Here is a 26,291-nt window from a genome sequence, read left to right on the forward strand (position 1 = left end):
CGCCTATAGCCGGCAAACGCGGCCAGTAACTCGCAAAGGCCGTCCCCGCAGATCGCCACACAGCATCAGACACTCGTCCACTGCGAGGGATCGGCCAGCCCGGTTCTCGGGTGCGGCGGGTACAGCCCCGCCCTCGACAACCGCGACCAGCCCGATTCAAGCCCTGAACCTCGACGAGTAGTCATCTCCACGGAGGCCGACCCACCGCGGACATCGACACCGCCGAAACAGTGAAAACTCCACCTTCTCGACTTCCGCCCCACCGTCGGCAGGTGACCCAACGCCGCCGACCGCGCGCCGGTCGGCCAGGCTGCAATACAAGGGCCCGGCCGATTTCTTTCCTGAAGACGACAACGAGGGCGCGCAGATCCGCGAAGACCGGATGATCCAGTCCGACGAATACAAGCACGGCTGCAATACCGCTACGTCACCAGTCGTCAACCGGGCGGCACTGCATCCAATGCCGGGAGACGGCCCTATGTCCGCCACCCCGGGAGGCCGCACATCCCGGCTGATCGAACCGGCCACGTCGGTGTGACACCACATCGTGAGCGAAGCCCAACCATGCGGCGCGGTAGTGCGGTCGAAACGGTCGCACTGGCACCCGGCGGCACACCGCCGAAAAGCCCGACAAGCTGGTGATGATCGCCGCGGCGCAGGTGTTGATCGGCGGGGTAACCGGGCTGACGGGCCATGGGCCTGTTGTGGTTAGCGGAGGTGGGGTGGTGGCGGGATGGTTTCCGTTCCGGGTGCGGGTTGGGGCCAGACGAGCAGGACCGGGCAGGGGGCGTGGTCGACGATGAAGCGGCCGGCGGGCCCGAGGCTACGGGGTCCGAGGTGGGTGCGGTCGCCGTCGCGGGCAACGATGAGCAGGTCAGCGCCTTCGGCGGCGGCCACGACTTCGCGTTCGACGCGGCCCGAGCGCAGCTGCCGGGTGCACACCCGCCCCAGTCGGTCGGCCGCGGCGTCGAGGAGGTCTTCGGCGGCCGCGGCGGAGAGGTGTTCCAGTGTGGTGCCGGGGTCGCGGTCGGGGCGGGCACGACCGAACAGTCCGGCATAGGCACCGTGGGCGGCACCGGGCACTTCGGGGCCGGTGACGTGTAGCAGCACGATGTCGGCGTCGTCGGGCGCGTAGGCGCGGGCGGCGTCGATGCAGGCGGGCCAGGTGCCCTCCACGATCCACGCGATGACGGTCACGGTTTTCAGCCTCCGATCACGTGTAGTGAGGCCCACAGTGCCACCACCGACCCCAGCAGGGCGACCGGCACGGCGAGCAGCCCGAGCCGGGTGAACTCGCCCAGTTCCACGTCGGTGTCGTGTTGGTGCATGATGCGCCGCCACAGCAGAGTGGCCAAGGATCCGGCGTAGGTGAGGTTGGGGCCGATGTTGGCCCCCAGCAGCACCGCGAGGACCGGCCCGGGACCTGTGGGGGCGGTCAGCGGCAGCAGCACCAGCACGGCGGGCAGGTTGTTGACGAGGTTGGCCAGCACGGCGGCCAGCGCTGCGACGCCCAGCAGTGCCACCAGCCCGGCACCTTCCGGTATCACGTGCCCCAGCGCGGCGGCCAGTCCGTTGTCCACGACCGCGCGGACCACGATGCCCAGGGCGAGCACGAACGCGCAGAACGGCAGCGCCGCAGCGCGCCCGATCGCGGCGGGGGTACTGCGACCCCGGGCCAGGGCACGTCCGGCCAGCACGACCGCGCCCGCGGCTGCCGCCCACGCCGGATTGATCCCGGTTGCGGAGGTCACGATGAATCCGGCGAGGGTGCAGGCCACCGTCGCCAACGCGAACACCGGTATCTCATGGGGTGCTGTGGTGGGCGGGGCCTGGGCCCCGGCGTCCAGGTCGGTGGCGAAGAATCGCCGGACGACCACGTATTCGACCCCGATGGCGACCAGCCAGGGCAGCGTCATCAGAGCGGCGAAGCGCGTGAAGCTCACCCCACACGCGGCGAAGGCCAGCAGGTTGGTCAGGTTCGAGACCGGCAGCAGCAGCGAGGCGGTGTTCGACAGATGGGTGCAGGCGTACACGTGCGGTTTCGCGCGGGCGCCCAGCCGCGCGGCGGTGGCGAACACCACCGGCGTCAGCAGCACCACCGTGGCATCCAGACTCAGCACCGCGGTGATCAGCGACGCGGTCACGAAAACCTGGACCAGCAGCCGACGGGGGCGACCCGCCGCGCTGCGGGCCATCCAGGCCCCGCACGCTCGGAACAGGCCCTCGTCGTCACACAGCTGGGCAAGCACGAGCACCGCCGCGAGGAAACCGATCACCGGCCCCAGCCGGGCCGCCTCGGCCGCCGCGTGATCGAGCGAGATCGCCCCGCCGGCGATGACCACCCCGGCGGCCGGGACGGCGACGACCGCTTCGGGCCAGCCCCACGGACGCACCACCGCACACGCCAGCACCACCAGGAGCAGGACCAGCGACAGCGCTTCGGCGAGCGAGGCGTTCACGATCGGAGCCTCCCCACGGAGTTGGCCGCCCGGAGTCGAGCACGCCGGGCCAGTTCTTGCGTTCCGTCAGCTCAGGGCCGGTGCCGGGCCCGCATAAGACCGTATACCAAAAATTGGTATCATGTGGCCATGGCCAGGAACACGTCCGTCAGCCTCAGCGATCACTACCTCGAGTTCATCGAAACCGAGGTCGGTTCGGGCCGCTACGGCTCGGCCAGCGACGTCGTCCGCGCGGCCCTACGGCTACTCGAAGACCGCGAGACAAAGCTCCGCGCGGTGCGCGAGGCCCTCATCGAGGCCGAGAACGCCGGTCCCAGCCTGCCCTTCGACGGCGAGGAGTTCCTGGCCCGCAAGCGGGCGCAGTCGCAGCGCCGGTGAGCCGCTACCTGCTCAACCCCCTCGCCCACGCCGACCTCGAACAGATCTACGACTACACCCTCGATCGATGGGATATCGACCAGGCCGAGCACTATGTGCGCGAGCTGCTGCGCGCCTTCGACCGCACCGCCGAGAACCCCCGCATCGGCTGGTCCTGCGACGACATTCGGCCCGGCTACTTCCGGCTGCCCACCGGGTCCCATACGGTCTACTACCGGATCGCCACCGGCGGCATCGTCGAGATCATGCGCATCCTGCACCAGCGGATGGACGCCGAGCGTCACCTCTGACCTGGAAGCAGGGCGGCACGCTCACAAGCACCGCCATACCGGCATCGGCCTGCACACCCCGCCGACCCCAACTGCGGCCCGGCCGCCGATAAAGCCGCCGACCGGCATGCGGTCCTGGACCAGGCCCTGCTCGCCACCCCCACCGATTCGTCACCACCACGGCACCGAAGATCCTCACCCAGGAGACCGACACCAGTCCGATTCACCGTCGCCGAACGATGCGCTCAGGACAGCGCGTAAACGGTCCGCTATCAAACCTGCTGTCGCCGAGGGTTTTCCGGCTAGAACGCGGTCGATCAGCACGTAGTCCCGCACGGTGTCCGTTCGGCTGTACGGCAAATATATTGCCGTACAGCCCTTTACGAAACGGTACGGTACTGTGCCCGCAGCGCATGTGCCGACCGTCAGCTGCTCGGAATAGTTTCCTCACTCCGGAATCGAGGCAAAACGAATGAACCACAAGCTCTGGCTGCTCGGGCGGTCCGCCGCCATCGGCGGTCATGTGCTGCGCGAAAAGATCACCCGGCCCACCGCGGACGCGTATCGGCAGCAGTCCATGTTCGCCTACGCGGCGTGGGCGTTAACGATCGGCGGCGGCGCGGCATATCAGCCCAAAATGCAGTCCGTCGAGACTTGTCTGACGCTGTTGAGACGGATCACCACCGCTGTCGACGCCCCTGATTCGCTGGGCGCACTCGGCGTCTGAAGGCCACGCAGCAGAGCTTTTCACGCTTCTGTGACCGATCTGCGCACCGGAGGTGGCTCGCATCGGTGCAGGCGGAATAGTCTGCCGCGCAGTGGCTGTTCGCAATCGAACCCCGCGCTAGAGCATCGATTGCGTCCGACCGAGATCGAGTGGTGCGTTGTCCGAGGCAGCGACTCGGCACGGGACATGCGCTAATCACCAACAGTGACATCCGAACAGTCTGGAGTTTCTTCTTGAGTACGCCACAGTCCCGGGTGCAGTCGCAGTCGTGCCCGGTCGCCCACGGCTCGCCGATCGCTTTCGATGGCCCACGGGTGCCGCTGCACACGCTGGAGTTCGCCGCCGATCCGCACAGCGCCTACCGTGAAATGCGCCGGCGCTATCATTCTCTGGCTCCGGTGGAGCTGGCCCCGGGCGTGCCCGCCACCCTGGTGATCGGCTACGCCACCGCAGTCCGGATCCTCAACGATCCCGAGCACTTCCCCGCCGACCCGCGCGTCTGGCAGCAGAACATCCCCACCGACTGCCCCATCCTTCCCCTACTGGAATGGCGGCCCATAGCAAGCAGAAGCACCGGAGCGGACTTCGCGCGCTACCGGCAGGCGATTACCGCAAGCGTCGACGGGGTCGATCTGTACACACTCCATGACATCGTGGAAAAGATCGCCATCCCGCTGATCAACTCCTTCTGCCAGGACGGCCGTGCGGATCTGGTCAGCCAGTACGTGTTTCCGCTGCTGTTCGAAATCGTCAATGTGCTGCTCGGTTGCCCGGCGGAGATCGGGCAGCGGGTCGCCGCCGGCACCGCCAAGGTGCTCGACACCGTCGATGCCGAACAGGGCAACCAGATGCTCGCCGAGGCGCTGGGGAACCTGGTGTCGTTCAAGCGGAGCGATCCGGGAGCCGACATCACCTCGACGCTGCTGCAGCATCCGTCCCGGCTGGATGACGTGGAAGCTGCCCAGCACGTGGCAAGCGTCTACGGGACCGGACTCGAGTTCGAGCTGAATTTCATCGTCAACTCTTTGCTGCTGGTCCTCACCGACGATCGCTTCGGGGGCAGTGTTCTGGGCGGAAACCTGTCCTCGCGCGATGCGTTGGACGAAGTCTTGTTCAACGATCCGCCGCTGGCGAACCTGCTGGTCACCTTCCCGCGGCAGCCGGTCCTGGTCGACGATGTCTGGCTGCCGGCGCATCAGCCGGTCGTCATCAGCATGGCCGCGTGCAATAGCGACCCCGCCATCCGCACCGGTGATCTCACGGGGAATCGCTCCCATCTGGCGTGGGGCCTCGGCCCGCGCGCCTGTCCCGCGCAATCGATGGCCATTCTGATCGCCCAGGCCGTCATCGATCAGCTGCTCGATGCGCTGCCGGACATGCGGCTGAACCTGCCGGATGGCCCGCTGGCCTGGCGCCCCGGCCCATTCCACCGAGCCTTGTCCGCATTGCCGGTCACCTTCGCGCCCACTCCTCCGCTGCACGCGTAAGAAGAGCCCCGCGGTGGTGCGGGCCGATCTCGGGCGTCGCGGATGATTCGGCGGTTGCCGAACGGGAATGGGAGTATCTCGTTGGACGTGGTCAGATCGTCGCGCCTTCAGGGGAAGCGGATAAATATGTCAGCGGCGCCATCGGTCGCTGTGCTCACCCGCCGAGTCGGCGCGCGGCGGGCAGCACCTCTTTGGCGAACAACTCGAGGCTGCGTTCGGATTCTTCGTAGGGCATTCCGCCGAATGACGGGGTGACCGAAAGCCCGAAACCGCCGAGAGTCCGTGATATCTCGGTGATCTGGGACAGCACCTCGTCGGGGTCGCCGACCAGCGCTGCGGAGAGGTAGCGATCGACTGCCGCTTCCGTACCGGCTTGTCGCAGCGTCCGGGCGACCTCGGCATAGCTTTCGTAGCCGACGGTCCCGGCGAAGTGGTCGCCGGTCATCTCGTAATGCCGCATATGTGCCTGGAAAATCCGATCGAGGTAGGCGCGGGCACGCTTGCGAGCCAAGTCGCCATCGGTCGCGCAGTAGAGATGGATCATGCACATGATCGGCGCCGCCGGGACGCCGTGCCGCGCCCGGTAGCCCTCCCGGTATGCGGTGAACAACTCGGTGTACTCCGCAATCGGCTTGGTCACCACGCTGAGCAGCCGGGCACCCAGATCTACCGCCGCCGCCACCGAGTCGGGCGATCCCGCGGCGCAGTAGAGGCGATCGGCGAAGGACCCCCGTGGCCGCGGACGCAGCGGGGTTCGCGGTTGCCGGTAGAAAGGCCCGTTTCCCTCGATGAAGCCGGTTTCCAGCGCGTCCACGATCATGCGGGCAGCCTCGTCGAAACGTCCACGCGACTCGCTCATCGGGATCCGGAACGCCTCGTATTCCGACCGGGAGAGTCCGCGCCCGAGGCCGAGCAGGGCACGGCCACCGGACAGAATGTCGAACATGATCATCCGCTCGGCCACTCGCAGCGGATCATGCCATGGCACGATGACCGCTGCGGTGCCGAGCTGGATCCGTTCGGTGCGGGCCGCTACGTGCGCCAGGAACAGGATGTTGTCCGGGCACATCGAATAGTCCGAGAAGTGGTGCTCGACCGCCCAGACGCTGTCGAATCCGAGCTTCTCGGCGAGACTTGCGAGGCGGAGCTCACCGGCGTACACGTGATCGTCGGGCATGTCCTCGTGTAGGTTCCCGAAGCCGAGATCGATACCGATGTGCATTCTGTACTCCCTATCGTTCGGTCAGTGGTCGGCGACCGCGCGCACGACGGTGGTCCTGGCACAATCACCGCAGCGCAGAATCCTCTGGGACGTCGGCGGTCAGCTCGATCGTCCGTTCCGTGGCAGCGGAGATCACGCTTCGGAGGCGGTCGATGAGGATCTGGACATCGCCCCGGCTGAGGCTGTCGAGCCGGTGGCTCAGCCGCGCCCGCAGCTCGGCACCGCGGCGGTACACCTGCACATGCAGTCCGAATACATCGCTCTGTTGACCGAACGAATCGGGAAACGCGACCCGAGCGATTCGGTGGTGCCGGGTGTCCGCAGACCCGGGGTCGGCGAAGTACTGATAGAGCACCCAGCGCCCGCGAGCCGGATACCACAGCTCGCGTGCCAGCCAGGGGGATCGACCGACCAGCACATGAAACGGAAGGACGCCATCGATCGCCCGAATGACCTGCTGCTGGATCTCGGCGAGCGCGCTGCCGAACTCCCGCGTCCCAGTTGCCGGCCACTCGATCGGCCACAGGTCCGCGAACGGGCCCAGGGTACGCGCGAAGCGGTACGGGTTGCGCACGGTCTTCTCGCCGAGCAGCAGGCCGAGCCCGAGATCGGGCTGCGCGGACAGCGCGGTGCACAACGCGGTCAGCACGAGGGTGTTCATGGTGACGCCTTGTTCACGCCCGTAGGCGGTGAGGACGGCCAAGTCCTGCGGGGTGAAGCACAATTCGACTTCCTCGCGTGTCCGGTCCCCGCCCGGCGTCGGCTGCCCGGCCGCGGCATCGGCGCCATAGAGTTTTCCCCACGCCGCGACCCTCGCCTCGTGGTCCTGCCAGCGTGGTACGGCCTCCCGGCTCCGCAGGTAACTCGCTACCTGCACGCGCTGCCAGCGGGCGAATTCGGCGTATTGGGCAGCGGCAGGTTGTGCAGCCGACGCGCTCGCGACGCCCTCATAAAGCGCGGTCAGTTCCGTCGCCAGCATGGTCTCCGACTCCCGGTCGGAGATCAGGTGGTTGATGGTGAGGACCAGCCGGACCGCACCATCGGGCAGGGGAATTGCCGCACTGCGCAACAGCGGACCGCCATACAGGTCGAAGGGCATGGCCGCCTCCTCGGCGACCAGTGCCGCCGGGTCACCGTCGGCGCGACTGCGGAGCCGATGCGGCGACCCGCCGTCGGCCGGCGCCACGACCTGGCAGTGCCTGCCGTGACGCACCTCGAACCGGGTGCGCAGAATCTCATGACGCCGGCACAGCGACCGCAGCGCGTCACGTACGTGCGCGTCGTCGTAATCGATGACGTCGATCACGATCTGGTGATTCCAGGTAGCGGGGGTGAATCCCGCCTCGGCGCCGAAAGCCAGCATGAGTTCTTGGCTGTACGACAGCGGATGAGCGTCCACCGTTGGTCCTCTCCGGTCTGGGCAGCTGGCTCGATGGTCACGGCTTCAGGCCGGAGGTTTCCGAGCGGCGCACCCTGGCAGCGAGCTGACGCGACGTGCGGTCGGCGAACGCCTCGGCGAACTCGACGTGCACCCCGTGGCGCAACTCCAGTTCGCTGATCAAACGCATGATGAACAGGGAATCGCCGCCCAGGTCGAGGAAGTCGTCGTCGGGGCCGACCGCGGTGCGTCCCAGCAGGTCGGCGGCCAATCGGCACAGCTCGCCCGCCAGCGGATCGGCCGGTGCCAGGTGGTTGCCGGATTCCGGCGGCGGTAGTTGCGGCGCGGGCAGCGCCGCGCGGTCGATCTTGCGGTGGACGGTGAGCGGGAACTCGTCCACCCGTACGAATATCGAGGGGACGAGGTAGGCGGGCAACTGTGCGGCAACGAACTCGCGCAGACCGGACTGGGTCACCGTGCCGGGCTCGGCGCTCACATAACCGACCAGGCGGCGCTGTCCGGTCGAGTCCGCCCATGGCGCGACCAGGGCCTGACGCACCTGCGGATGCGCCAGCAGCGCGGCCTCGACCTCGCTCGGCTCGACGCGATGACCACGGACCTTGAGCTGGTGGTCGGCCCGGTCGATGAACTGCAGCCGCCCATCGGGGAGCCGTCGGGCCAGGTCGCCGGTCCGGTACAGCACTGCCGTGGGGTCGTCGCAGAACGGATCGGGTACGAATCGCTGCGCAGTCACCGTGGGCCGCCCCCAATACCCACGGGCCAGCGCGGCACCGCCGATCAGTAACTCGCCGACCGCGCCGTCCGGCACGGGCCGCAGGTCCTGATCCACGAGATGCAGGCGGACACCGGGGATCGGGTCGCCGAGCGACAGGATCCCGTCAGCCGGCATCCGGCCGGGCGGAACGGTCCAATATGTCGCCGTCGCCGTCGTTTCCGTGGACCCGTAGACGTGCACGAGCGGCACACCCAACCGATCCCACAAGCGCGCCGCGTGTGGCAGTGCGCGGTCGCCGCCCACAACGACCAGGCGCAACGACGGCGGCAGGACGCCGCCCGTCTCGGTCACATGTGCTGCGAGCAGATGCCACTGATGCGGCTGTAACCCCAGCAGCGTGATCGACTCGGCCTCGATGAACCGCAGCAGTGCACGCACGGACGACAGCGCCATCCGGTCGGGTGGGAATACACAGGTCGCCCCATGCACGAGCGGCGCGAACAGCTCCTCCAGCGAGGCCGAGAACGCCGCCGAGGCGAGCATCAGGGAGCGGTCGCCGAGGCAGATGCCGAACTCCGCGTCCGCGGCGAAAACGAGGCCGGACAGGCCGCGATGGGTGATCATCACCCCTTTCGGTTCCCCGGTTGACCCGGAGGTGTAGATGATGCACGCGAGGTCATCCGGATCGAGGCGGTAGGGCCGGCCATATCCTTCGGCCGACCCGCCATCGGGTCGGATCACCGGTACGCCGAGCCCGGGCGGGACCGAATCCTGATCGGTGATCAGCAGCGCCCAGCCGGCGTCCGCGGTGATGTACCGGGTACGCGCCGCCGGGTATGCGGGGTCGACGGGGACGTAGACCGCGCCGACCCGCATCGCGGCCAGTGCCGCGATCAGCAGGTCGCGGCTGTGCCGCAGGATCAGACCGACCCGATCGGACGGCCTGATCCCGGCGGACACCAGCCGGTTCGACAGGTGCTCGACGCGCTGGGCGAGTTCTGCCCAGGTCAGCGTGCCGGCCGCGTCCTGGACGGCAGGCGCGGCAGGCGCGGTCGCGGCGATCGTGTCGAGCAGCTGCGGCAGCACTGTGGTCCGGTCCGGGCCGGTTGTCGTGGCGGGAGTGGTGTTGGCGTGCACGCTGGCCTCACCGAACCCGGAGGGGGTCGGTGTCGTCACACAGCCCGGTCAGTCGTCGCAGCGCATCGGTCACCGTCTCCGGGTCGCGGGCCAGGGCGAGCCGCAGCAGGCCGGCACCGTCCTGCGGCCGCGCCCAATGGAACTGGTCGCACGGCAGCACATGGACGCCGCGCTCGTGCAACCCGCGGCGAACCGCGGAGGCCTGTCCTGGGGAGTCGAACTCCAGCCTGCTCACACTCACCCGGGCAGCACCGTCGACCAGGCGTACTCCGGGCAGGTCCGCCACCGCCCGCGCTACGGCGCGGCGGTTGGCCGCGATCAGCGCGTGGAGCGCGGTGAGCCCGTTCTCCTGACCGTCTACCGACAGCGCTTCGATGAGCTTCAGCAAGAAGGGTGACACGGTGAGCAGGACGTCGCTGAGTACGTGCTCGACTGCGGGACGCAGATCTTCGCTCACCACAAGGAAGCCGAGCTTGAGTTCAGCGAACGGCCAGAGTTTGCCCGTGTCCTCGATGACGATATAGCTGACGCCGAACCGGTGCAGAATCTCGTAATGGTCGAATTGGGCCCGCGCGTCGAACCCGCGGAAGGACGAGTCGACGCACAGCAGTATGCCGTGTTCGGCGCAGGTAGCGGCGAGCCGCTCGAAACGGCCGCGGTCCAGCACCCATCCCGTCGGATTGTTCGGAGTGGTGACGAATAAGCAGCTGGCTCCTCGTCGCAGCGGTTGGCGCAGGTTCGCGGCACTGCATTCGGCTTCCGACACCGGGAGCAGCGGAACCGACCGCACCAGCAAGTCATGGATGTTGTCGAAGGTCGGGTGCAGCAGGGCTACAGTGTCGCCCCGATCGGCCAGTACCGCCCCGACCGCCATCGTGGCGACCGAGGAGGAGTACACGCTGAAGATTCGCCCCGCATCCATGGGGGCCGCGTGCTGGCCCAGCATGCCGAGGAACGCCGCGTGCGCGGCGCGTTCCACCTCGGCGAATGCCTCTTTACGGGATGCCTCGAAAAACTCGGGGAAGCGCAGCACAAGCCGGCGCTGTTCTTCGGTCAGTTCCTGCCGCGGATGACCGTCGGCGAGGTTGATGGGCGCATCGATCGCCCGTTGCTCCAATTGGGTCAAATTGACCATCATCGCGCTCCTGATGTGCTGGCTGATGCGTGTACGTGCCGGTCGGTAGCTGGAAGGTCTGTCACGAGTCTCGGTGCGATTCGTGCGGGACCCGGTCGTCACCGGCGGCGATCCCGACGGCGAAGCTGGGCAGGTGGTAGATCCGGATGTCGTCGGCCCATAGCCACCCCTCGGCAACCACATACGGGCCCGTATCGTCGGCGGTGATGTCGAGGATCTCGGCCTCGAGCGTGACCGTTCGCGTGAGTGGAGTGACCTGGCCGCGGTACTTCCAATTCAGCGGTTGTCCGGGCACCGCGGACCGGAAGCGAGGACTGCGCAGACCGGCGGCCAGCCCGGTTTCGATGGCGTGGAACTGAACGAGTTGGCAGAGGGCTTGTATCCCGAGGGAGCCCGGCTGGACCGGGTCCTGGAAGAAATGTGCCTTGAAGAACCACTCACCTGGATCGACGTCCTTTTCGGCCCGCAGTCGCCCGAGACCGGCGGCGCCACCATCAGGCCAGTATCCGGTGATCCGGTCGATCATCGAGAGCATCGGCCCGGGCAGACGGGGCTCGGACCTGAACCATCGCCCCGGCCGGGGAGTGAGATCGAGCGCGAATGTCGAATCGCGGGTGCGCCACCCGGCCTCCTGCGGGGTAGCCGGAATGCCGACCTGGCCTGCGAATGCGTCCTTGGGGAAAAACCCGAAGGTCGTGGTGAGCGTGACCACCGGGAGGCTGTCGAGCAGACACTCGGTGGTGAAGTCCTCGATGATCGTGCGGCCGTCGCGCATGACGTTGGTCAGCCGGGTCCGGGTGACCAACGGTCCGTCACCGGGACCGATCTCGCGGTGGATCGTCGCCGTGCCGCCGAGGTTGCGGAAATGCAGATCCGTCGCACAGTCCAGGGCGCTGCCCGCGTAGGCCGCAAGCCAGCCGCTGGCCTGCAACGCCACCTCCATCACGACTGCCAGGGGCATCACCGGGTAGTCGTTCTGGTCGAAATACCACACATCGGCGGGTACGTCGTACTCGATCACCGCCCCCGCACCGGGCCGCAGCTCCCACGCCGGCCCGTCGAGATCGATGACGCGGCTCATGAAGTGAAAGGGCGGACCGGGCAGTCGCGCCACGTGACGGTGGCTGTCGAACACCGCGTATGGCGGGCCGAACGCCTCGCTCGGCCTGCCCCACGCGCAGCCGAGCAGGGCTCGGTAGTCGAAGACGAACTCCCCGACCCGGGCGGCCGAAGTGGGTTCGGTACAGCCGACAAGTCCCGCGAGTTGTTGCGGTGGTAGCGGATCGCCGCCGCGCTGCGTGGTGGGCGGGCTCAGCTCCCGCCAGCTGTCCAACGGCCAGTCGGGCACCAGCCGAAGACCGAGCCGACGGCCATGACAGGCTTTGATCCCATCCACCGTGCACAGCACGTCAGCGATCAGCGTCGGCTGCGGCCCCGCGTGCAACTCGACGACGAACACTTCGTAGGTGATCCCGGAACTCGTCGGCAATACCTGACCGCGGTACTGCATCAGGTACGGCTCCCCGGTCACCGGCTCGAACCGCCAGCCGTCACGATCGATGGTGAATCCGGCAGCGGCCAGATAGAACGCCATTGCCTGAAAACACCCCTCGGACATCAGGGTGCCCGGCATGCACGGGTCGCCGGGAAAATGCGCCGCGAAGAACCAGTCCTGCGCGCGGACGGAGAACTCGCCGCGCAGGTAGCCGCGTCCCCATGGTCCGCCGCCGGGATCGAAGACAGCGACCTCGTGCAGGAATCGGCCCCGGCCATCGGCGATCCGTGGCGTGCGGATGTGGCTGCGGGTCAGCTCCCAGCCGGACCCGAAGCAGTCGGCCGGGGCGCCGGCGGCGAATGCCGCCACCTGCGCGCCATTGAACGACCGCCGGCCCTGCGGCGTCGCCGGTGGATCGACTGTGCCTTCCGATTGCGGCACGTCATCTTCCGGTCGCCACGACAGGCCTCGCCCGCCGGCCAACTCGGCGTCGGTGAACAGGCCCGCCTGGCCCCGGGTGATGGTCAGCCGCAGCTCGTCGCCTACGAAACAATGGCTGTGGAAGGTGAACAGGGGGATGTCACCGAAGGTCTCCTGCCCATCGATGTGGATCTCATAGCGCAGCGTCTCCCCGGGACCGGGTAGCTGCCCGTGCAAGGTCACCTCGCAGCCCAACAGGCGGTACACCCGTGCTCCTCGAGCAAGGTGGTCGGCCCCCAGCCAACTCAACAGCAGCAAGCTTGCCTGACCGGCCTCCGCGGTGATCCCCGCGGGCATACGACCTGCCGGGTCGAGATACCACCCGTCGACCGGGACATCGGTCTCGGTCCAGATCACGCCGCCGTCCCAGGTTCCAGGCTCGCCATCCATACCGATGACCCGATCCGGCAGCAACAGCGGTGGGCTCGGCATCCGAATCACCCGCCGGTAGCTGTCCACCGCCGCGTATTCGTGACCGAGCACCGCCGCGATCGGACCGGCGGACAGGGCTTCCAGCTGTGCCCGGTCGAAGGTGGCTCCGGACGGCCGCCGCCGGACCGGCCCAACGGATGTGGTCGAGACGGTGGGCGGCGGGGGCTCGCTCACCGGAGCCACGGCGGTCAGCGCCGCTGCGGCGGACCGAACCGCCGGACCGGACAGTCCGGCGGATGTAGTCGGGGCTGTGGGCAGCGGGGGCTCGCTCACCGGAGCCACGACGGTCAACGCCGCTGCGGCGGACCGAACCGCCGGACCGGACAGTCCGGTGTCGGTGTCCGGGTGGCGACGGTCCGGTCCGATCGCCTGTCCTGCCCGGCTGAGCAGTTCCGCGGCCCGGCCACGGGCCTCGAGGAACTCCACGTGTGCGTCTGCGAGCAGCCCCAGCCAGGATCGATGCGCGTGTCCGGCCAGCCGCAGCTGCTCGGCCACCAGCGCGACGAACTCATCCGGCGGCGCGGCCGCCGCGACTTCGTGTTCCACCGCCGCGGCGCGGTGATTCACCGCCATCGATCCCAGAGGTCCAACGGCCGACCGGGTAGAGCTCTCGGCGAACCGCTCTAGACGTGCGTCCGCCGCAACCGTGTGAACCGGGTGCACCGACGCACCCGCGCGGATCGGCGCCGGCTCCATCAACTGCACATGTTCTCCGAGTTCCGACCCAGACCGGTCACTCGTCGGGTGACTGTCTTCCGGCGCGGCCGCGTGGCTCGTCCCCGCGGACGGCGCGACCACCGTCCCGACCCGGACCTCGGGTGGATGCGCGGGAAACGACAGCATCGTCCCGGTCTCCGCGCGGCCGCCCGCGACGCCGTTGCCCAACGAGGCCGCGAGCGCAGCGGTATCGACGGGCACACCGGCGGCCATCAGTTCGGCGACAGCACGCAGCAGGGAGTCCACCCCACGCCCGTCCGCCCCGTCCAGTGACACCACCAGGTGCTCGCGCGAGCCCAGGGTGCGCCGAATCCACGCCGCGCACAGGCCACGGGGACCGTGCTCGACGAAGATCCGGACACCATCGGCCCACGCTCGCTCGATCGTGCCGGCGAAATCGATCGGCCCGAGTTGCTGCCGGGTCACTGCCACTGCCACTGAATCCGGTGACAATTCGACCGGCATTGTGGTCGAGCAGGTGTAATGGCGCACGCCGGTGTGTGCGTTCGTCGGTAGCCGGTAGAGCTGCTCCCACTCCGAAGTGGTGTCCGAGAGTTCGGGCACGTGCGCGGGCATGTCGTAATCGATCGGCAAGGACGCCACCCCGTCGAGTCGTTCCAGCACCCGCGCGCAGCCGTCCGCCTCGCCACCGATCACGCACGAGTCCGGCGTGTTGATCACCATCAAGTGCACGGCCGGCTCACCCGCCAAGGCCGCACGGACCCTTTCGGCGGACGTGTCGACCTGATAGGTCATCCACACGGTGCCCTCGATTCCGGCTTTGCGCCAGGCGGCCCGGACAACCTGCAGTTCGTTCGCGACGGCCATACCGAACGCGTCCGGGTCGGTGTCCGGCAGCCTGGTCAGGGGGGTGACGTCGGGCCACACGCCGAGAGCGGCCAGGGAGGTCAGCTCGCCCGAGGAGTATCCGATCGCGGCATCCGGGCGCAGGCCGAGAACAGTGCGGGTGATCTCGGCGTGCAGTTGGCCCAGCACGGACGCGCCCCACACCTGGTCGAGTGCGTGCCGCGGACGCGGATTCCGCGTGTCGTGTGCCCATCCGACAAGTTCGGACAGCGCGCCACAACGCCCGCGCACGGTGTCCAGCAACGCAGGGAAGGCGAGCATCAGGTCTCTGCCCATCCCGGGATAGGCCATCGACCCGCCGGAAAAGACGAACGCCATCTCCCCCGTGACCGGTCGCTCCCGGAAGAACACCCCCTCGGGTCTCCTGCCGCCGGCCGCAAGCCAATCCCGAGCGGCATCGGCCCGGGTCGAGTGTTCTTGTGCGTCCGCCGCGAGCACGACCAACCGGGCGGGACCATCAGCTGATGGGCGCCCCGCAGCCAGTGCGGCGGCCACCTCGACCCGGGTCCGGCCGGAGTACACCGTGGCCTTCGGTGCGGGCGCACGCAGGAACGCGGTAGGGTCCGCGGCACGCAGCCGAGCCCGCACCACCGCGCCACCAAGAGTCTGGACCGCGGCCTCGACCAGCGGCGGATCGGGAAACGGCACGGCCTGGCCGCCCACCCGCGGCGCGGCGCGATGCGTCGCCGCCGACACCGCGAGCGCGAACGCCAACAGCCCGCTGGCAGCGTGGGCGCGGCCGAACAACGCGCTCGGGTCCAGATGCGGCACGCCCGCCATGGCCGAATCGGCGTCACCCACGGTGAGATCCGGTGACCGGTCGTCGGCGGACGGTGCAGGCACACCGCCGGTGACGTCATCGAGTACCGCGAGCACCCGCTCGCCGTCGGCCCGGGCATCGGTCAGCCGCTTGAGAACGACCACCACGGCGGCGTCACCAGGAGTATCCGGCAGACCGAGCTCGGCGAGCGCGGCTCGGTGGACCGGCTCTCGGCTCAGGTCGACCGCTCCCACAACGGCGGCGTCGCTCTCGCCCGCGCGCAGCGCCCGGGCCGCGATGCGCAGCGCGACCAGCCCCGATCCTTCTTCGGCGCTGACCGTGAAACCAGGGCCGGTGACCCCGAGCTGGGCATTGATCCGGTTCGCCACCAAATTGGGCATGCTGCCGACTACGCTCGCGCGGGTCTGCGGGGCGCCGATCCCGTCCACCGTGAGCACCGCGGCCCCGGCGGGGCCGGCGAGGGCTTCGACGCGTCCGCGCACCACCGGCCGGGCGACCTCTGGATCGCAGCCCATCCCGACCAGCACGGTGGTTCGCTCAGCCGGCAGCCGGATCCCGGCCACGGCGTCGCGAGCGGTCTGCAGGATGAGCAACTGCTGCGCCTGTGCCCGCGCCAGATCGGCGGGTGGAAAGCACAGCCCGTCACCAGCCAGTTCGACTGTCGACCGAGTTTCGATTCGGCTGGCCCCACTCATTACCGCCCGCCACAGGTCGCCGCCGGCCAGGCCGTCGGCCGCTGTCACCCGCACCGCGACAACCGCGACCGGTTCGCAGCTGCGCCCGTCCCCCGGCTGCGGGTGCAGACGGGGCGGTGGAACGACTGCACTCGCGTTGTCGCCCGTCCAGGCGTCGACCACGAGATGCGCATTGGTACCCCCGAACCCGAACGCGCTCACCGCGGCCCGGCGCGGCCCCGTCCACTCCGCGGGTTCCCCGTGCAGCCGCAGCGGCGTGCCGGAAATCTCCGGCATCGGGTCGTCCGTACTCGGCGAGGCCGGGCGCACCCCGGCACCGAGCGCGCCGAGGACTTTCAGCAGCCCGGCTCCGCCGGCCGCGGTGAGCAGATGGCCGAGGTTCTCCTTCACCGATCCGACCACCAGGTCGCGAGCGTCCGCGAAAACCCGGCTCGTGCTGCGCACCTCGGTCAGATCGCCGACTCGGGTTCCGGTCGCGTGGCACTCGAGCAGGCCGACGCTCTCCGGCGGCACACCGGCCGCCGCGTAGGCTGCCCGCATCGCTCGCGCCTGTCCGTCTTCCGACGGTGCCAGCAGACCGCTGTCCCGGCCATCGTTGGACAACCCCATGCCGCGGATCACCCCGACGATCGGCGCGTCCGCGGCGATCGCGTCGGCAAGGCGCATCAGCGCGACGAACACCGCCCCCTCGCCGGGAACCAGCCCGTCGGCCTGCCGGTGGAACGGCCGGCTGCGGCCGCTGCGACTCATCGCGGAAAGCACGCCGAACGCCTCGTGCACAAACAGCGGGTCGACCCCGTTGACCCCGCCGGCGAGCATCAGATCAGCGCGGCCGTCAGCGAGCGTGTCGCACGCCAGCTTCACCGCGTAGAGGGCCGAGGCGCACGCCGCGTCCAGGGCAAATCCTCCGCGCCCGAGTCCCAGCGCCCGCGCGGTCAGGTGAGCCGGCAAGCCGGACATGAACCGGTCGGCCGCGCGGGAACGTCGGGCAGACAAGGGCCCGGTCCGGTCGCGCACACCCTGGTCCTGCTCGGCCAGCCACACCTGCTCGGCGTAGGACACCAACCCCACCGAGGGGAACGACAGGTTGCCCAGGACAAGCCCGGTCCGCGCCCGCCGCTGCGACTGCCCGGATTCACGCAAGGCGCTCGCAGCCCCATACACTGCCCACCGGAACAGGGGGTCCAGGTCGTCCAGTCCGGCCCCGCCCATGCCCGTGTCCCGGACTACGGCGGGGTCGATGATCTCCTGGAACGCCGGCTCCGCGAGGGCAGACCGGAATACGGCGTCGAACCCGTCGACGTAGCCACCGATGTCGAGGCGTCCATGGCCGCCGGCCGGGGGAAGCCGTCTGCGGTCGTCCGGAATCCGGGTCAGGCTTGTCCGGCCGGTGACCACGTTGTGCCACAACCGGTCCGGGTCCAGCGCTCCGGGCAGGACGCAGCCCCGCCCCACAATCGCGATCGGGTCAGCGCACATGGTCGGCTCCTGTGGTCGCGGCCGCCGCCGGTTCGTCAGGTCGACGCACCAGGCGCACTCCGAGCAGTTCGACCACCGCGGCACCGTCGGCGTCGACCACGGTCACGTCACAGCGGGCGGTCAACGAATCCAGCGCCGTGCCGCGCAGCACGCACCGTGTGCCCGCGCCGACCGGCCCCTGCCGGAAAACGCGCAACTGCGCGATCCCCATGGGCAGGTACGCGGCGCCATCGGCGGGTACCTCTGCGACCAGCGCGCGGCTGCGGTCGGCCGCCCACAGCAGCGCCAACTGCAACGCCGCGTCGACAGCCGCCGGATCGCTCTGCCACAGTTCATCCCGCCAGCCCAGCCGACGTACCCCGATCACTCCGGCGCTCGCCGCCCCGTCCGACAACGACTCGACGACGTCGATCGCCCGGAATGCGGGACCATGGAACAGCACAGGCCGGCGGTAGGTCGCAGCCTGATCCACAGCGCCACTGACGTGGGTGGACTCCACGCCGGCAGTCGGGGCAGGGTCGTCGTTTCCGGCCGAGACAGTAGCCCGAACGTGCACGAACCCGCGCGCGCCGACCAGATCCAGGCCCAGTTCGCCCTGTTCCGCGGCGCGCCCGCGGATGGTCAGCAGCTGACCGCCGTCATCGAAGTTATCCAGCTCGACGCCGCGAATTACGTCCAGATCACGCAGCGTGATCGGACCCGGCTGCGACTGCCGGATACGGGCCGCCCGTAGGAACCATTCGGCGACAATCGCCAGGGGAACAACCGGCCGACCGGCCGGCATGTGGTCGGCAAGGTGCGGATGCGACTCGCGGCCCACCCAGACCGCCCCGGATACCCCGCGATCCGCCGCGTCGGTGAACGGGTCGGGACGCTGCCCCGCGGTCAGCGTCACTCGCACCGCTCCCGTCCCGCCCCGGACTTCACGCACGAATGCCTCGGCCCCCGCGGCGGGCGAGATGAGGGCGGTGCCCTGGCCGAGGAAGTGCGCACGCAGCGCGGACGAGACCATGCCGCCGTCCCACGGGCCCCAGGCCAGCGACCGCACCACGCAGTCAGGGCGATCCACCTGCACCGTGGAAGCGACCTGCGCGATCACCTCGTTGGCCAGCGCGTAGTCGCCTTGCCCCGCGTTGCCGAAGCGGGCGGCCGCAGAGGAGAAGACACACACCAGATTCAGGGGGTCGTCCGCGGTGGCATCCAAAAGCGCGCGCAGACCGGCCACCTTCGTGTCGACGACCGCCGCGAAATGCGCGTCGGTCTTGTCCGACACTTGCCCATCCGCCAGCACCCCGGCGGCGTGGACCAACCCGGTGATCGGCCCGAACTCCGAACGCAGCCTTTTGAGGGCCACCTGAAGCCCGGTCGCGTCGCGCACGTCGACAGGGAAGTACCGCACCACGGCGCCCGCACGTTCGAGGTCGACGAGGGTCGCGCCGATCTCCCGTATCGCCAGTACCTTGTCGGCTTGCGCCGCGATCACTACCGGGTCGACGTGCTCGCCTCGATCACGTGCCAGGGCGACCAGCCGCCCCCGCACATCTTTCGCGCCGTCAGCGCCGGCCAGGCCGGCAAGCTCCGGCTCCAAATGGGTGCGCCCCAGCAAGGCGACGACCGGCGGGGTCGGGGAGGCCGCGACAAGCGCCCGAAGAGCGTGCGCTGTCACGCCGCGGCCGCCCCCGGTGGCCACGATCAGCTCAGGTGACCTGCTCGGGGGCTGCTGCGGGAAACGGTCGGCAGAGATGGGACGCTCTGCCAGTACGCGGCGGGCGCCGTCGGCGCCCAGTGCCACATCCGGCTGCGACCCACCCGCCAAGAGTTCATCGGCCAGAGCCCGCGCCAGGGCCTCGGCATCGCGGGAGCCACGGGCACAGTCCACGGCTTTGGCGTGGACGGCGGGCCATTCCTTCCGCAACGTGCGATTGAGTCCCGCCAGACCGCCCAGCCACGCGCGCGGTCCCTGCGTGCCGCTGAGCCCGAAGTCGCCACCGGTGTCTTGGACAGTGACCAGCACTCCGCCCGGAACGCCGATCCGCTCAGCGGCCGCGCGGGTGATGCGAAACACCTCATGGTTGACCTCGATAGCGTCGTCGACGGACGGAACAGGTCGTAGCCCGGCCAGAACTACCAGACCGCGCACATCAGGATCGACCAGATCTCTGGTTTCGCCGCCATCCGGGTGGGCCGGTGCGGCCCAGACCCGGGCGAGAATCCCCTGGTCGAGCAGCAAGTCGGTGAGGTGGTCGGCGACGCCGGTGCCGTCATCGGTAACGAGCACGACACCGGAGCGCAGCCCAGGCAATTCGAGCCCCGGAAGAGGTGCCGGGACCACGACGGACACCGACCGTGCGATCCCCGCGGACTCTGCCGCGTCCGCCCGCTCGCCGGGGGCTGCGGCGGCGTCGATCAGGTTGCCGACCGGCGCTGGCCGAGCGTGCTGGCCGGTGAGTGCGGTACTGAATGCTGTGGCGATTTGATCGGCGGTTCGTAGTGACCCGAGCGTCGTGAGATCGACGTCCAGCTTGGCCAGTTCCGGCAGCCGTGCTCGTAGTGCCGAGAGGATCTCCACTCGCTTGATGGAGTCGATCCCTAGGTCTGCTTCCAGTTCCAGATAGGGGTCGACCACCTCTGGTGGGAATCCGGTCTTCTCGGCGATGACTTCCACCAGTGCTGTGGCGATCTCGACCTCCCGAACGGAAACTCCGGCAGTTGAGTCGGGCGGCACGCTGGAACCGAGCTCGTCCCCCAGGGCTGCCGCACTCCGCGGTTCCAGGTAGCCGCCGACCGATGGTCCGGCGTCGGTTCCAGATGCTGTGGGTCGGGCGGTTGTGTCTCGGTGCCGCACGTCGGGGGCTGTCACCGGCGAGTGCTCCGGCAACCCTTCGAGCAGCTGGTCAGCCGCCCCAGCGGGGTCGAGCCCGCCGAGGGCCGACCGCTGCACCTCGCTTCCCGAGCTCGCCATACCGGCGAGCGTGACCACCGCTTTCTCCATGGAGGTCAGGAACGCGCGGTGGCCCTCGATCGCGGCCCGCTGGAACTCCAGGTGCGCCGCCGCGGTCTGTGCCTGCGCCTCCCGGAACACCGATATCCACTGTCCGTCAGCGCCCCCACCGACCGGCGCCGCGCTCGGTGCGGCGGCGCTCGCGTTCGCGTACGTCCGCTCGGCGATCTCGGGCTCCCGCAGCGCCCCTGGATCGCCCCGCATCGGTTCGAAGGAATCGACCGGCGCCAGCGTCGGTCCGGCCGTCATCGGTCCGGGCATCGTCGCGTCGGTCTCGCCGGCGGCGGGCGCTATGGTGCGCGACGGGGCAGGCGCCGGGTTGGGCGGCGGTAACGCGGCGCTGCCGCCGGTGGGCGGATACGGGCTGCCGTAATTGGCACCGTTGATCGGAACCCGTATCCGGCTCTTCGGCGCTGTTCGGCTCTCCTGTTCGCGAAACGGCGCCCACAGAACGTCGAGATTCGCCTCGAACCCTGCGGTGACGAGCACACCGATCGTTTCTTGCAGCATCGTCAGGCCGTGCCGGTCGCGGTGGTCCAGGCTCACCGCGATGTGCGCGCGGTCACCGAGGATCTGACCTACCAGCCCGGTCAGCACCGAACCGGCACCGAACTCCACGAACGTCCGCACCCCCGCGTCGTACATCGCCTCGATCTGAGCGGCGAACCGAACCGGCAGCGTCAGATGCTCGGACAGGCACTGCTTTATTCGATCGGGATCGACCGAATAGGGTTCGGCGTCGGCGTTCCCGTACAACTCCAGCTGCGGGGCAACGACGTCGAGCTGATGCAGAAATTGCTGGAACGGTGCCCGGGCTTCCGCCATGAGCGGAGTGTGGAACGCCGCTGCCGCCGACAGCCTGCGGGCCGTGATGCCGGCAGCTGCTGCCCGCCGCTGCAGGTCCTCGATCGCAGCCAGGTGGCCCGAGAGCACGATCTGCTGCGGGCCGTTCTCGTTGGCGATCCACACGGTGGCGTTCGCTTCCGCCGACTGCTCGGCCAGCAATGCCTCGACCGTCCGCCGGGTGGCCTCGAGGGCGAGCATGGCGCCGGGATCATCGGATCCCGCGGCGTCGCGCATCAGTTCCCCGCGGCGACGAGCCGCCCGGAGGAGACCGGCCTCGTTCAGCGCGCCCGCCACGTGCACAGCGACCAACTCACCGAAGCTGTGCCCGCCGACGCAGTCCGGCGCCATGCCGAGCTCACGCAGCACGGCGAGCTGCGCGAGGGCCTGCGCGGCGAGAGCTGGTTGGGCCCACTCGGTCGCCGTCAACAGGTTGTGCTGCGCCGCCCTGTCCTTGTCATCGAATGCTGGAATCGGGAAGACGACCTCGTGCAGCGGCCCGTCATCGATCCAGGTCGACCACATGTCCGCGACCCGGTCCCATGCCGCCGCAGCCGAAGGCACCGACATCGCCAGATCGGCCCCCATACCCACGTACTGGCTGCCCTGGCCGGAGAAAAGCCAGGCTACGCGGCCCGGGTCGGCCGCACCGAACTGGTAGAACGCACCCGGCAGGGTATGGCGACCCGCCGGATCGCGCTCCACGAGGCGTGTGATGTGGCCGATTCGCTCGGCAAGGTGGGCACGGTCGCGCGCGACCACCGCCAATCGCGCTGTCGCGGTGGCGGGATCGAACTCCTGCTGCGACCGTTGGGCGGTGACGGCCAGGTCATCGCCATCCCGATCGGTGCCATCCCGATCGATGAGTGCGCGGGTCCGGGTGAGAAGTTCTTCCGGCGACGCGGCACCGACCAGAATCAACTCCGTCGGCGCGCACCGGGCCCGGGGCGCCGAGCGGCCTGGTGCGCGGTCGGTGGGCAGGTACTCCTCGAGCGTCAGATGGAAATTGGTGCCGCCGAATCCGAAACTGGACACCGAGGCACGCCGCGGATAGTCGGGACACGCGATCCACGGCCGCGCCACCGTATTCAGATAGAGCGGGCTCGCCGGCAGGTCCAAATCGGGATTCGGGCGATCCACCTTGATCGTCGGCGGCAGGACCTGGTGCTGTAAGGCCAGCACCGCCTTGAGCAGCCCGACCGCCCCTGCCGCCGACTTGGTGTGCCCGATCTGCGACTTCGCCGAGCCCAGCGCGCACCACTGGCGGTCTTTCCTACCGGTGGAATCGAACACCTCGCGTAACGCGGTGAACTCGGCGGCATCACCAGCCCTGGTACCGGTGCCGTGGGCTTCGACCAGCCCCACCGTGTCCGGGCCGTACCCGGCGGCCTCGTAGGCTCGCTGCAGCGCTCGCGCCTGACCGGCCGGCACCGGCGCGTAGATCGCGCTGCCCCTGCCGTCAGAAGAACTGCCGATACCGCGAATGACCGCGTAGACGCGGTCACCGTCGCGCTCGGCGTCGGCCAGCCGTTTGAGCGCGAACATCACTACGGCCTCACCGAGCATCGTCCCGTCGGCGTTGTCCGAGAACGGCCGGCAGTCCCCGGTCGGCGACAGCGCAGGGGTCTTGCTGAAGCACATATAGGTCGAGATGTCGTTGAGCGTGTCCACCCCTCCGGTGATCACGATGTCCGCTGTGCCGTGCGAAAGCTCGTGCACCGCGCCGGCGACGGCGGCCAGCGAACTGGCACAGGCCGCGTCCACGGTCATGTTCGTGCCGTGCAGATCGAAGCGGTTGGCGATGCGGCCGGCGACGACGTTTCCGAGGACGCCCGGGAACGTCGCCTCCTGCCACGGCACGTAGTGCTCGGCGATGCGGTCGCAGATCGCCTGGGCGTCCCGCTCGGGCACCCCGAGCTCCCGCATGGCCTTCAGCCATACCGGCCGTTGCAGCCGGTTGCTCATGGTGCGCAGCAGATCCAGCGCGCCGGTCCCCAAGATGACGCTGACCCGCTCCCGGTCGATCTCGCGGGCGCTGTTGCCGCCCAGATCGGCAAGCACACGCTCGGCGACGACCAAGGCCAAGAGTTGAGCGGTGTCGGTGGCGGGCAGTGCGTTGGGGGTGATTCCGTAAGCGGCGGGGTCGAAGTCGATAGCGGAGAGGAATGCGCCACGCCTGCTGTAGGTGCGGTCCTTCGCAGCCGGGTCCGGGTCGAAGTAGTCGTCGATGAGCCAATGCGTGGGCGGCACGTCGGTGAGCTGGTCCTGGCCACGCAGTACCGTGTGCCAGAACGCGTCGGTATCGGACGCACCCGGGGTGAGCGATCCGATGCCGACGACGGCGATCGGAATCTGCTGCGGAGCATGCTGATCGGACATCCTGAAATCTCCTGTTCACAACGGACTGCACAGCGCACGCCCGGCACGGACCCGCGACGGGCGGGCCTGGCCGATGTGGCCGGGGGGTGAGTCGCGCCAGGCATGGCGCTCAAGCCAGCGGGCGGGGCCGAAAGGCGAAGGCCGGCACCGGCACCGGCACGCCCAGGCTGCGCAACTGATGCCGGCGCGTGACGACCGCCGCGCCCTCCATCAAGTTGCGGGCGATCTGCACGACGGATCGTCGCTCAGGACTGCCCAGGAAGCTCCCCCGGGTCCACCGGTTGAACGCCCCCATCGCCGGCCCGCACCAGATCTGATAGTCGGTTCGCCGATCGACGTGACCGGTGACCGCCCATCGACTGGACAGGCCGAGGTAGGTGCGGAACGCCAACGCCATGCGATGGCGGGGATCTCGCGCGGCGCGCTCCAGCTCGGCTGGATCGCGGTCGCGCCAGTACGTGGCGGTCCGCGCCCACAACGCGTCGAACGTCTCGTGCAGCACCATGCGTTCCAAGCGGTCGCGCTCCGCGGTCGGCACCGATTCGATCGAGTCGTAGGCCCGGAACACCTCCCACAGCCGCGACGCACGCTGGGCGAACATCGTGCCCCGGCGCAAGACCTGTACCCTGCCCCCGAGCTCGAACATATCCGCCGATGGGGCCATCACCACGTCCGCGACGTCGGCCGCGGCGAGCAGTGCCTTGGCGTCGTCGGACAGTCCGGACTCGACCGCCACCTGGTTGACCGAACCGGTGACCACATAGGCCGCACCGAGCGCGAATGCGGCGGCCACCGATTCCGGCGTGCCCAACCCTCCTGCCGCCCCGACCAGGAGCTGTTGTTCGTAGCCGAAGCGCAGCACCAGCTGATCCCGCAGGGCCGACACCACCGGCAGCACGACGGCCAACGGCCGGTTGTCGGTATGTCCGCCGCTATCCCCCTCGACGGTGAGATCCTCGGCCACCGGGACTCGCTGCGCCAGGTGCGCTTCCTCGGGAGTGATCAACTGCCGCGCGCGGAGGTCTTCGAGGATCTCGCGGGCCGGCGGGCAGAGAAATCGCTCGGCCACGTCCGGGTGCGAAACCTTGGCGATGATCTTGGTCCGGCGCACGATGCGGCCGGCGCGATCGCTGGTGAGCCCAGCAGCGGCGAGGCGCACGACCGCCGGTGTCGGCGCGGTGAACGCAGACACCGACACGATCGGCACACCCCGCGCGATCATCAGCTCGGCCAAGTGCTCCTCGAGCTGTGGCTGGGTCGGCGAGTGGATCAGGTTGACGCCCCAGTTACGGCGACCCGCCAACGCCGCGGCCAGTTCGGCCACGGCAGCCTCGACCTGCTCGACAGCCAAGCCGGCCGCGCCGAAGAAGGCCAGCATGTCCGCTTGCGCCATAGCGCACACCATTCGGGTCGTCGCGATACCGCCGGCCATCTCCCCGGCTATATAGGGAAACCGGACATCATGCCGCACGCAGAAAGATCGGTCGCCGAGCCACTCCGGATACAGGGCGGGCACCGACCCCAGCAGATCGAGAGAATGCCCGGCGGTGCTGCGGAAACGTTCGTCACTACCCCAGGTGGTGAGCCCCACGCGGTTCGATGACCGCTCGACGACCACACCGACAGGCGTCCTCGGCTGTTCGGTGACGCGCAGCAACGCATCCGGCGAGAAGGCCGGCAACCACTGCGCGGAATCGGCGGCAAACACCTCGGATTCTTCCGGCACGGCGGAGTCACCCGAATCCACCACCAGCACACCCGGCTCGGAAATCATCTGCGCTCCTGGCACGTTCGGGCATTCAGCATGCCGACGGTGGATCGCACGGCGTGCGTGGCGTTTTCGGCACCGCAGTGCCATCGCTCGTACGCCTGATCGGCAAGGATCGGCCGATCAGGCATGGTTGTTTCCAGCAGACCACTGACGATTTGATCAGCCGGGCCCGGCGCGGTCGTCTGCGACGGCACGCCGCCGAACAAGACCATGACGGCCGAGTCCGGCCGTCGCCATACCCGTTGGCCGACGTCCGATATCAGCGACATGATTACCTCCAGTCAGATCACCAGAACCGCGAAAAGAACAGTGCGGCAATCGCCCCAGCAAACTGTGCGCGCAAACAATCCCGGATGTGTATTGCCCGAACGAATCAGGAATACCCAGGGGCGCGCTCACCGAATTGCTGACCGGCGAAAAAAT

14 protein-coding genes are annotated in these 26,291 nt (G+C 69.0%); 4 read left to right on the forward strand and 10 right to left on the reverse strand.

Translation table 11 applies throughout. From position 1 onward, the window contains the following. Positions 1-708: 708 nt before the first annotated feature. Positions 709-1,197 (reverse strand): universal stress protein, encoded by a 489-nt coding sequence (locus ACT86A_RS17500; RefSeq protein WP_445093215.1) that lies wholly within the window; start codon positions 1,195-1,197, stop codon positions 709-711. 5 nt (positions 1,198-1,202) lie between these two features. Continuing rightward, complete coding sequence (locus ACT86A_RS17505) at positions 1,203-2,459, reverse strand: SLC13 family permease (protein ID WP_445093216.1); 1,257 nt, start codon at positions 2,457-2,459, stop codon at positions 1,203-1,205. 129 nt (positions 2,460-2,588) lie between these two features. Between ACT86A_RS17505 and ACT86A_RS17510 the strand changes: the two genes are divergently transcribed. The 4 genes from ACT86A_RS17510 (at position 2,589) to ACT86A_RS17525 (ending at position 5,320) form a co-directional block, all read left to right on the forward strand. After that, positions 2,589-2,837 (forward strand): type II toxin-antitoxin system ParD family antitoxin, encoded by a 249-nt coding sequence (locus tag ACT86A_RS17510; RefSeq protein WP_445093217.1) that lies wholly within the window; start codon positions 2,589-2,591, stop codon positions 2,835-2,837. After that, positions 2,834-3,127 carry a type II toxin-antitoxin system RelE/ParE family toxin gene (locus ACT86A_RS17515; protein WP_445093218.1) on the forward strand — a complete coding sequence of 98 codons (294 nt, stop codon included), beginning with the start codon at positions 2,834-2,836 and terminating at the stop codon, positions 3,125-3,127. The genes ACT86A_RS17510 and ACT86A_RS17515 overlap by 4 nt, the downstream gene beginning before the upstream one ends. Positions 3,128-3,578: 451 nt before the next feature. Further along, the gene (locus ACT86A_RS17520) at positions 3,579-3,833 is read left to right on the forward strand and encodes a hypothetical protein (protein WP_445093219.1); all 255 of its coding nucleotides are present in this window, start codon (positions 3,579-3,581) and stop codon (positions 3,831-3,833) included. A 233-nt stretch (positions 3,834-4,066) separates the two neighbouring features. Continuing rightward, positions 4,067-5,320: a cytochrome P450 family protein gene (locus ACT86A_RS17525; RefSeq protein WP_445093220.1), complete on the forward strand. Its 1,254-nt coding sequence runs from the start codon at positions 4,067-4,069 to the stop codon at positions 5,318-5,320. Positions 5,321-5,474: 154 nt separating this feature from the next. Here ACT86A_RS17525 and ACT86A_RS17530 read toward each other — a convergent pair whose 3' ends face one another. The 8 genes from ACT86A_RS17530 to ACT86A_RS17565 all read right to left on the reverse strand — a co-directional run bounded on the left by ACT86A_RS17530 (position 5,475) and on the right by ACT86A_RS17565 (position 26,137). Next, complete coding sequence (locus ACT86A_RS17530; protein ID WP_445093221.1) at positions 5,475-6,542, reverse strand: LLM class flavin-dependent oxidoreductase; 1,068 nt, start codon at positions 6,540-6,542, stop codon at positions 5,475-5,477. Positions 6,543-6,606: 64 nt separating this feature from the next. After that, positions 6,607-7,941, reverse strand: coding sequence for a condensation domain-containing protein (locus ACT86A_RS17535; RefSeq protein ID WP_445093222.1), 1,335 nt, complete (start codon positions 7,939-7,941; stop codon positions 6,607-6,609). A gap of 37 nt (positions 7,942-7,978) precedes the next feature. After that, the gene (locus ACT86A_RS17540; RefSeq protein ID WP_445093223.1) at positions 7,979-9,832 is read right to left on the reverse strand and encodes an amino acid adenylation domain-containing protein; all 1,854 of its coding nucleotides are present in this window, start codon (positions 9,830-9,832) and stop codon (positions 7,979-7,981) included. Then, entirely contained in the window at positions 9,801-10,928 is a 1,128-nt protein-coding gene (locus ACT86A_RS17545; RefSeq protein WP_445093224.1) for an aminotransferase class I/II-fold pyridoxal phosphate-dependent enzyme, read from the reverse strand. Before ACT86A_RS17545 ends, ACT86A_RS17540 begins: the two co-directional genes overlap by 32 nt. Before the next feature lie 61 nt (positions 10,929-10,989). Continuing rightward, positions 10,990-17,874, reverse strand: a complete 6,885-nt coding sequence (locus ACT86A_RS17550) for a beta-ketoacyl synthase N-terminal-like domain-containing protein (protein WP_445093225.1) — start codon at positions 17,872-17,874, stop codon at positions 10,990-10,992. Beyond that, positions 17,864-24,097 (reverse strand): SDR family NAD(P)-dependent oxidoreductase, encoded by a 6,234-nt coding sequence (locus tag ACT86A_RS17555; RefSeq protein WP_445093226.1) that lies wholly within the window; start codon positions 24,095-24,097, stop codon positions 17,864-17,866. Before ACT86A_RS17555 ends, ACT86A_RS17550 begins: the two co-directional genes overlap by 11 nt. Before the next feature lie 109 nt (positions 24,098-24,206). Continuing rightward, on the reverse strand, positions 24,207-25,871 hold the full coding sequence (locus ACT86A_RS17560) for a PfaD family polyunsaturated fatty acid/polyketide biosynthesis protein (RefSeq protein ID WP_445093227.1): 1,665 nt from the start codon (positions 25,869-25,871) through the stop codon (positions 24,207-24,209). Next, a complete protein-coding gene (locus ACT86A_RS17565) occupies positions 25,868-26,137 on the reverse strand; it encodes a hypothetical protein (RefSeq protein WP_445093228.1) in 270 nt (89 codons plus the stop codon). The genes ACT86A_RS17560 and ACT86A_RS17565 overlap by 4 nt, the downstream gene beginning before the upstream one ends. Positions 26,138-26,291 lie beyond the last annotated feature (154 nt).

The organism is Nocardia glycosmidis (assembly GCF_052545115.1).

Excerpts from the sequence above, each read along its gene's own strand:
- ACT86A_RS17520 (WP_445093219.1), top strand. The coding sequence starts at position 3,579 with ATGAACCACAAGCTCTGGCTGCTCGGGCGGTCCGCCGCCATCGGCGGT.
- ACT86A_RS17510 (WP_445093217.1), top strand. The coding sequence starts at position 2,589 with ATGGCCAGGAACACGTCCGTCAGCCTCAGCGATCACTACCTCGAGTTC.
- ACT86A_RS17565 (WP_445093228.1), bottom strand. The coding sequence starts at position 26,137 with ATGTCGCTGATATCGGACGTCGGCCAACGGGTATGGCGACGGCCGGAC.
- ACT86A_RS17555 (WP_445093226.1), bottom strand. The coding sequence starts at position 24,097 with ATGTCCGATCAGCATGCTCCGCAGCAGATTCCGATCGCCGTCGTCGGC.
- ACT86A_RS17560 (WP_445093227.1), bottom strand. The coding sequence starts at position 25,871 with ATGATTTCCGAGCCGGGTGTGCTGGTGGTGGATTCGGGTGACTCCGCC.
- ACT86A_RS17530 (WP_445093221.1), bottom strand. The coding sequence starts at position 6,542 with ATGCACATCGGTATCGATCTCGGCTTCGGGAACCTACACGAGGACATG.
- ACT86A_RS17550 (WP_445093225.1), bottom strand. The coding sequence starts at position 17,874 with ATGTGCGCTGACCCGATCGCGATTGTGGGGCGGGGCTGCGTCCTGCCC.
- ACT86A_RS17545 (WP_445093224.1), bottom strand. The coding sequence starts at position 10,928 with ATGGTCAATTTGACCCAATTGGAGCAACGGGCGATCGATGCGCCCATC.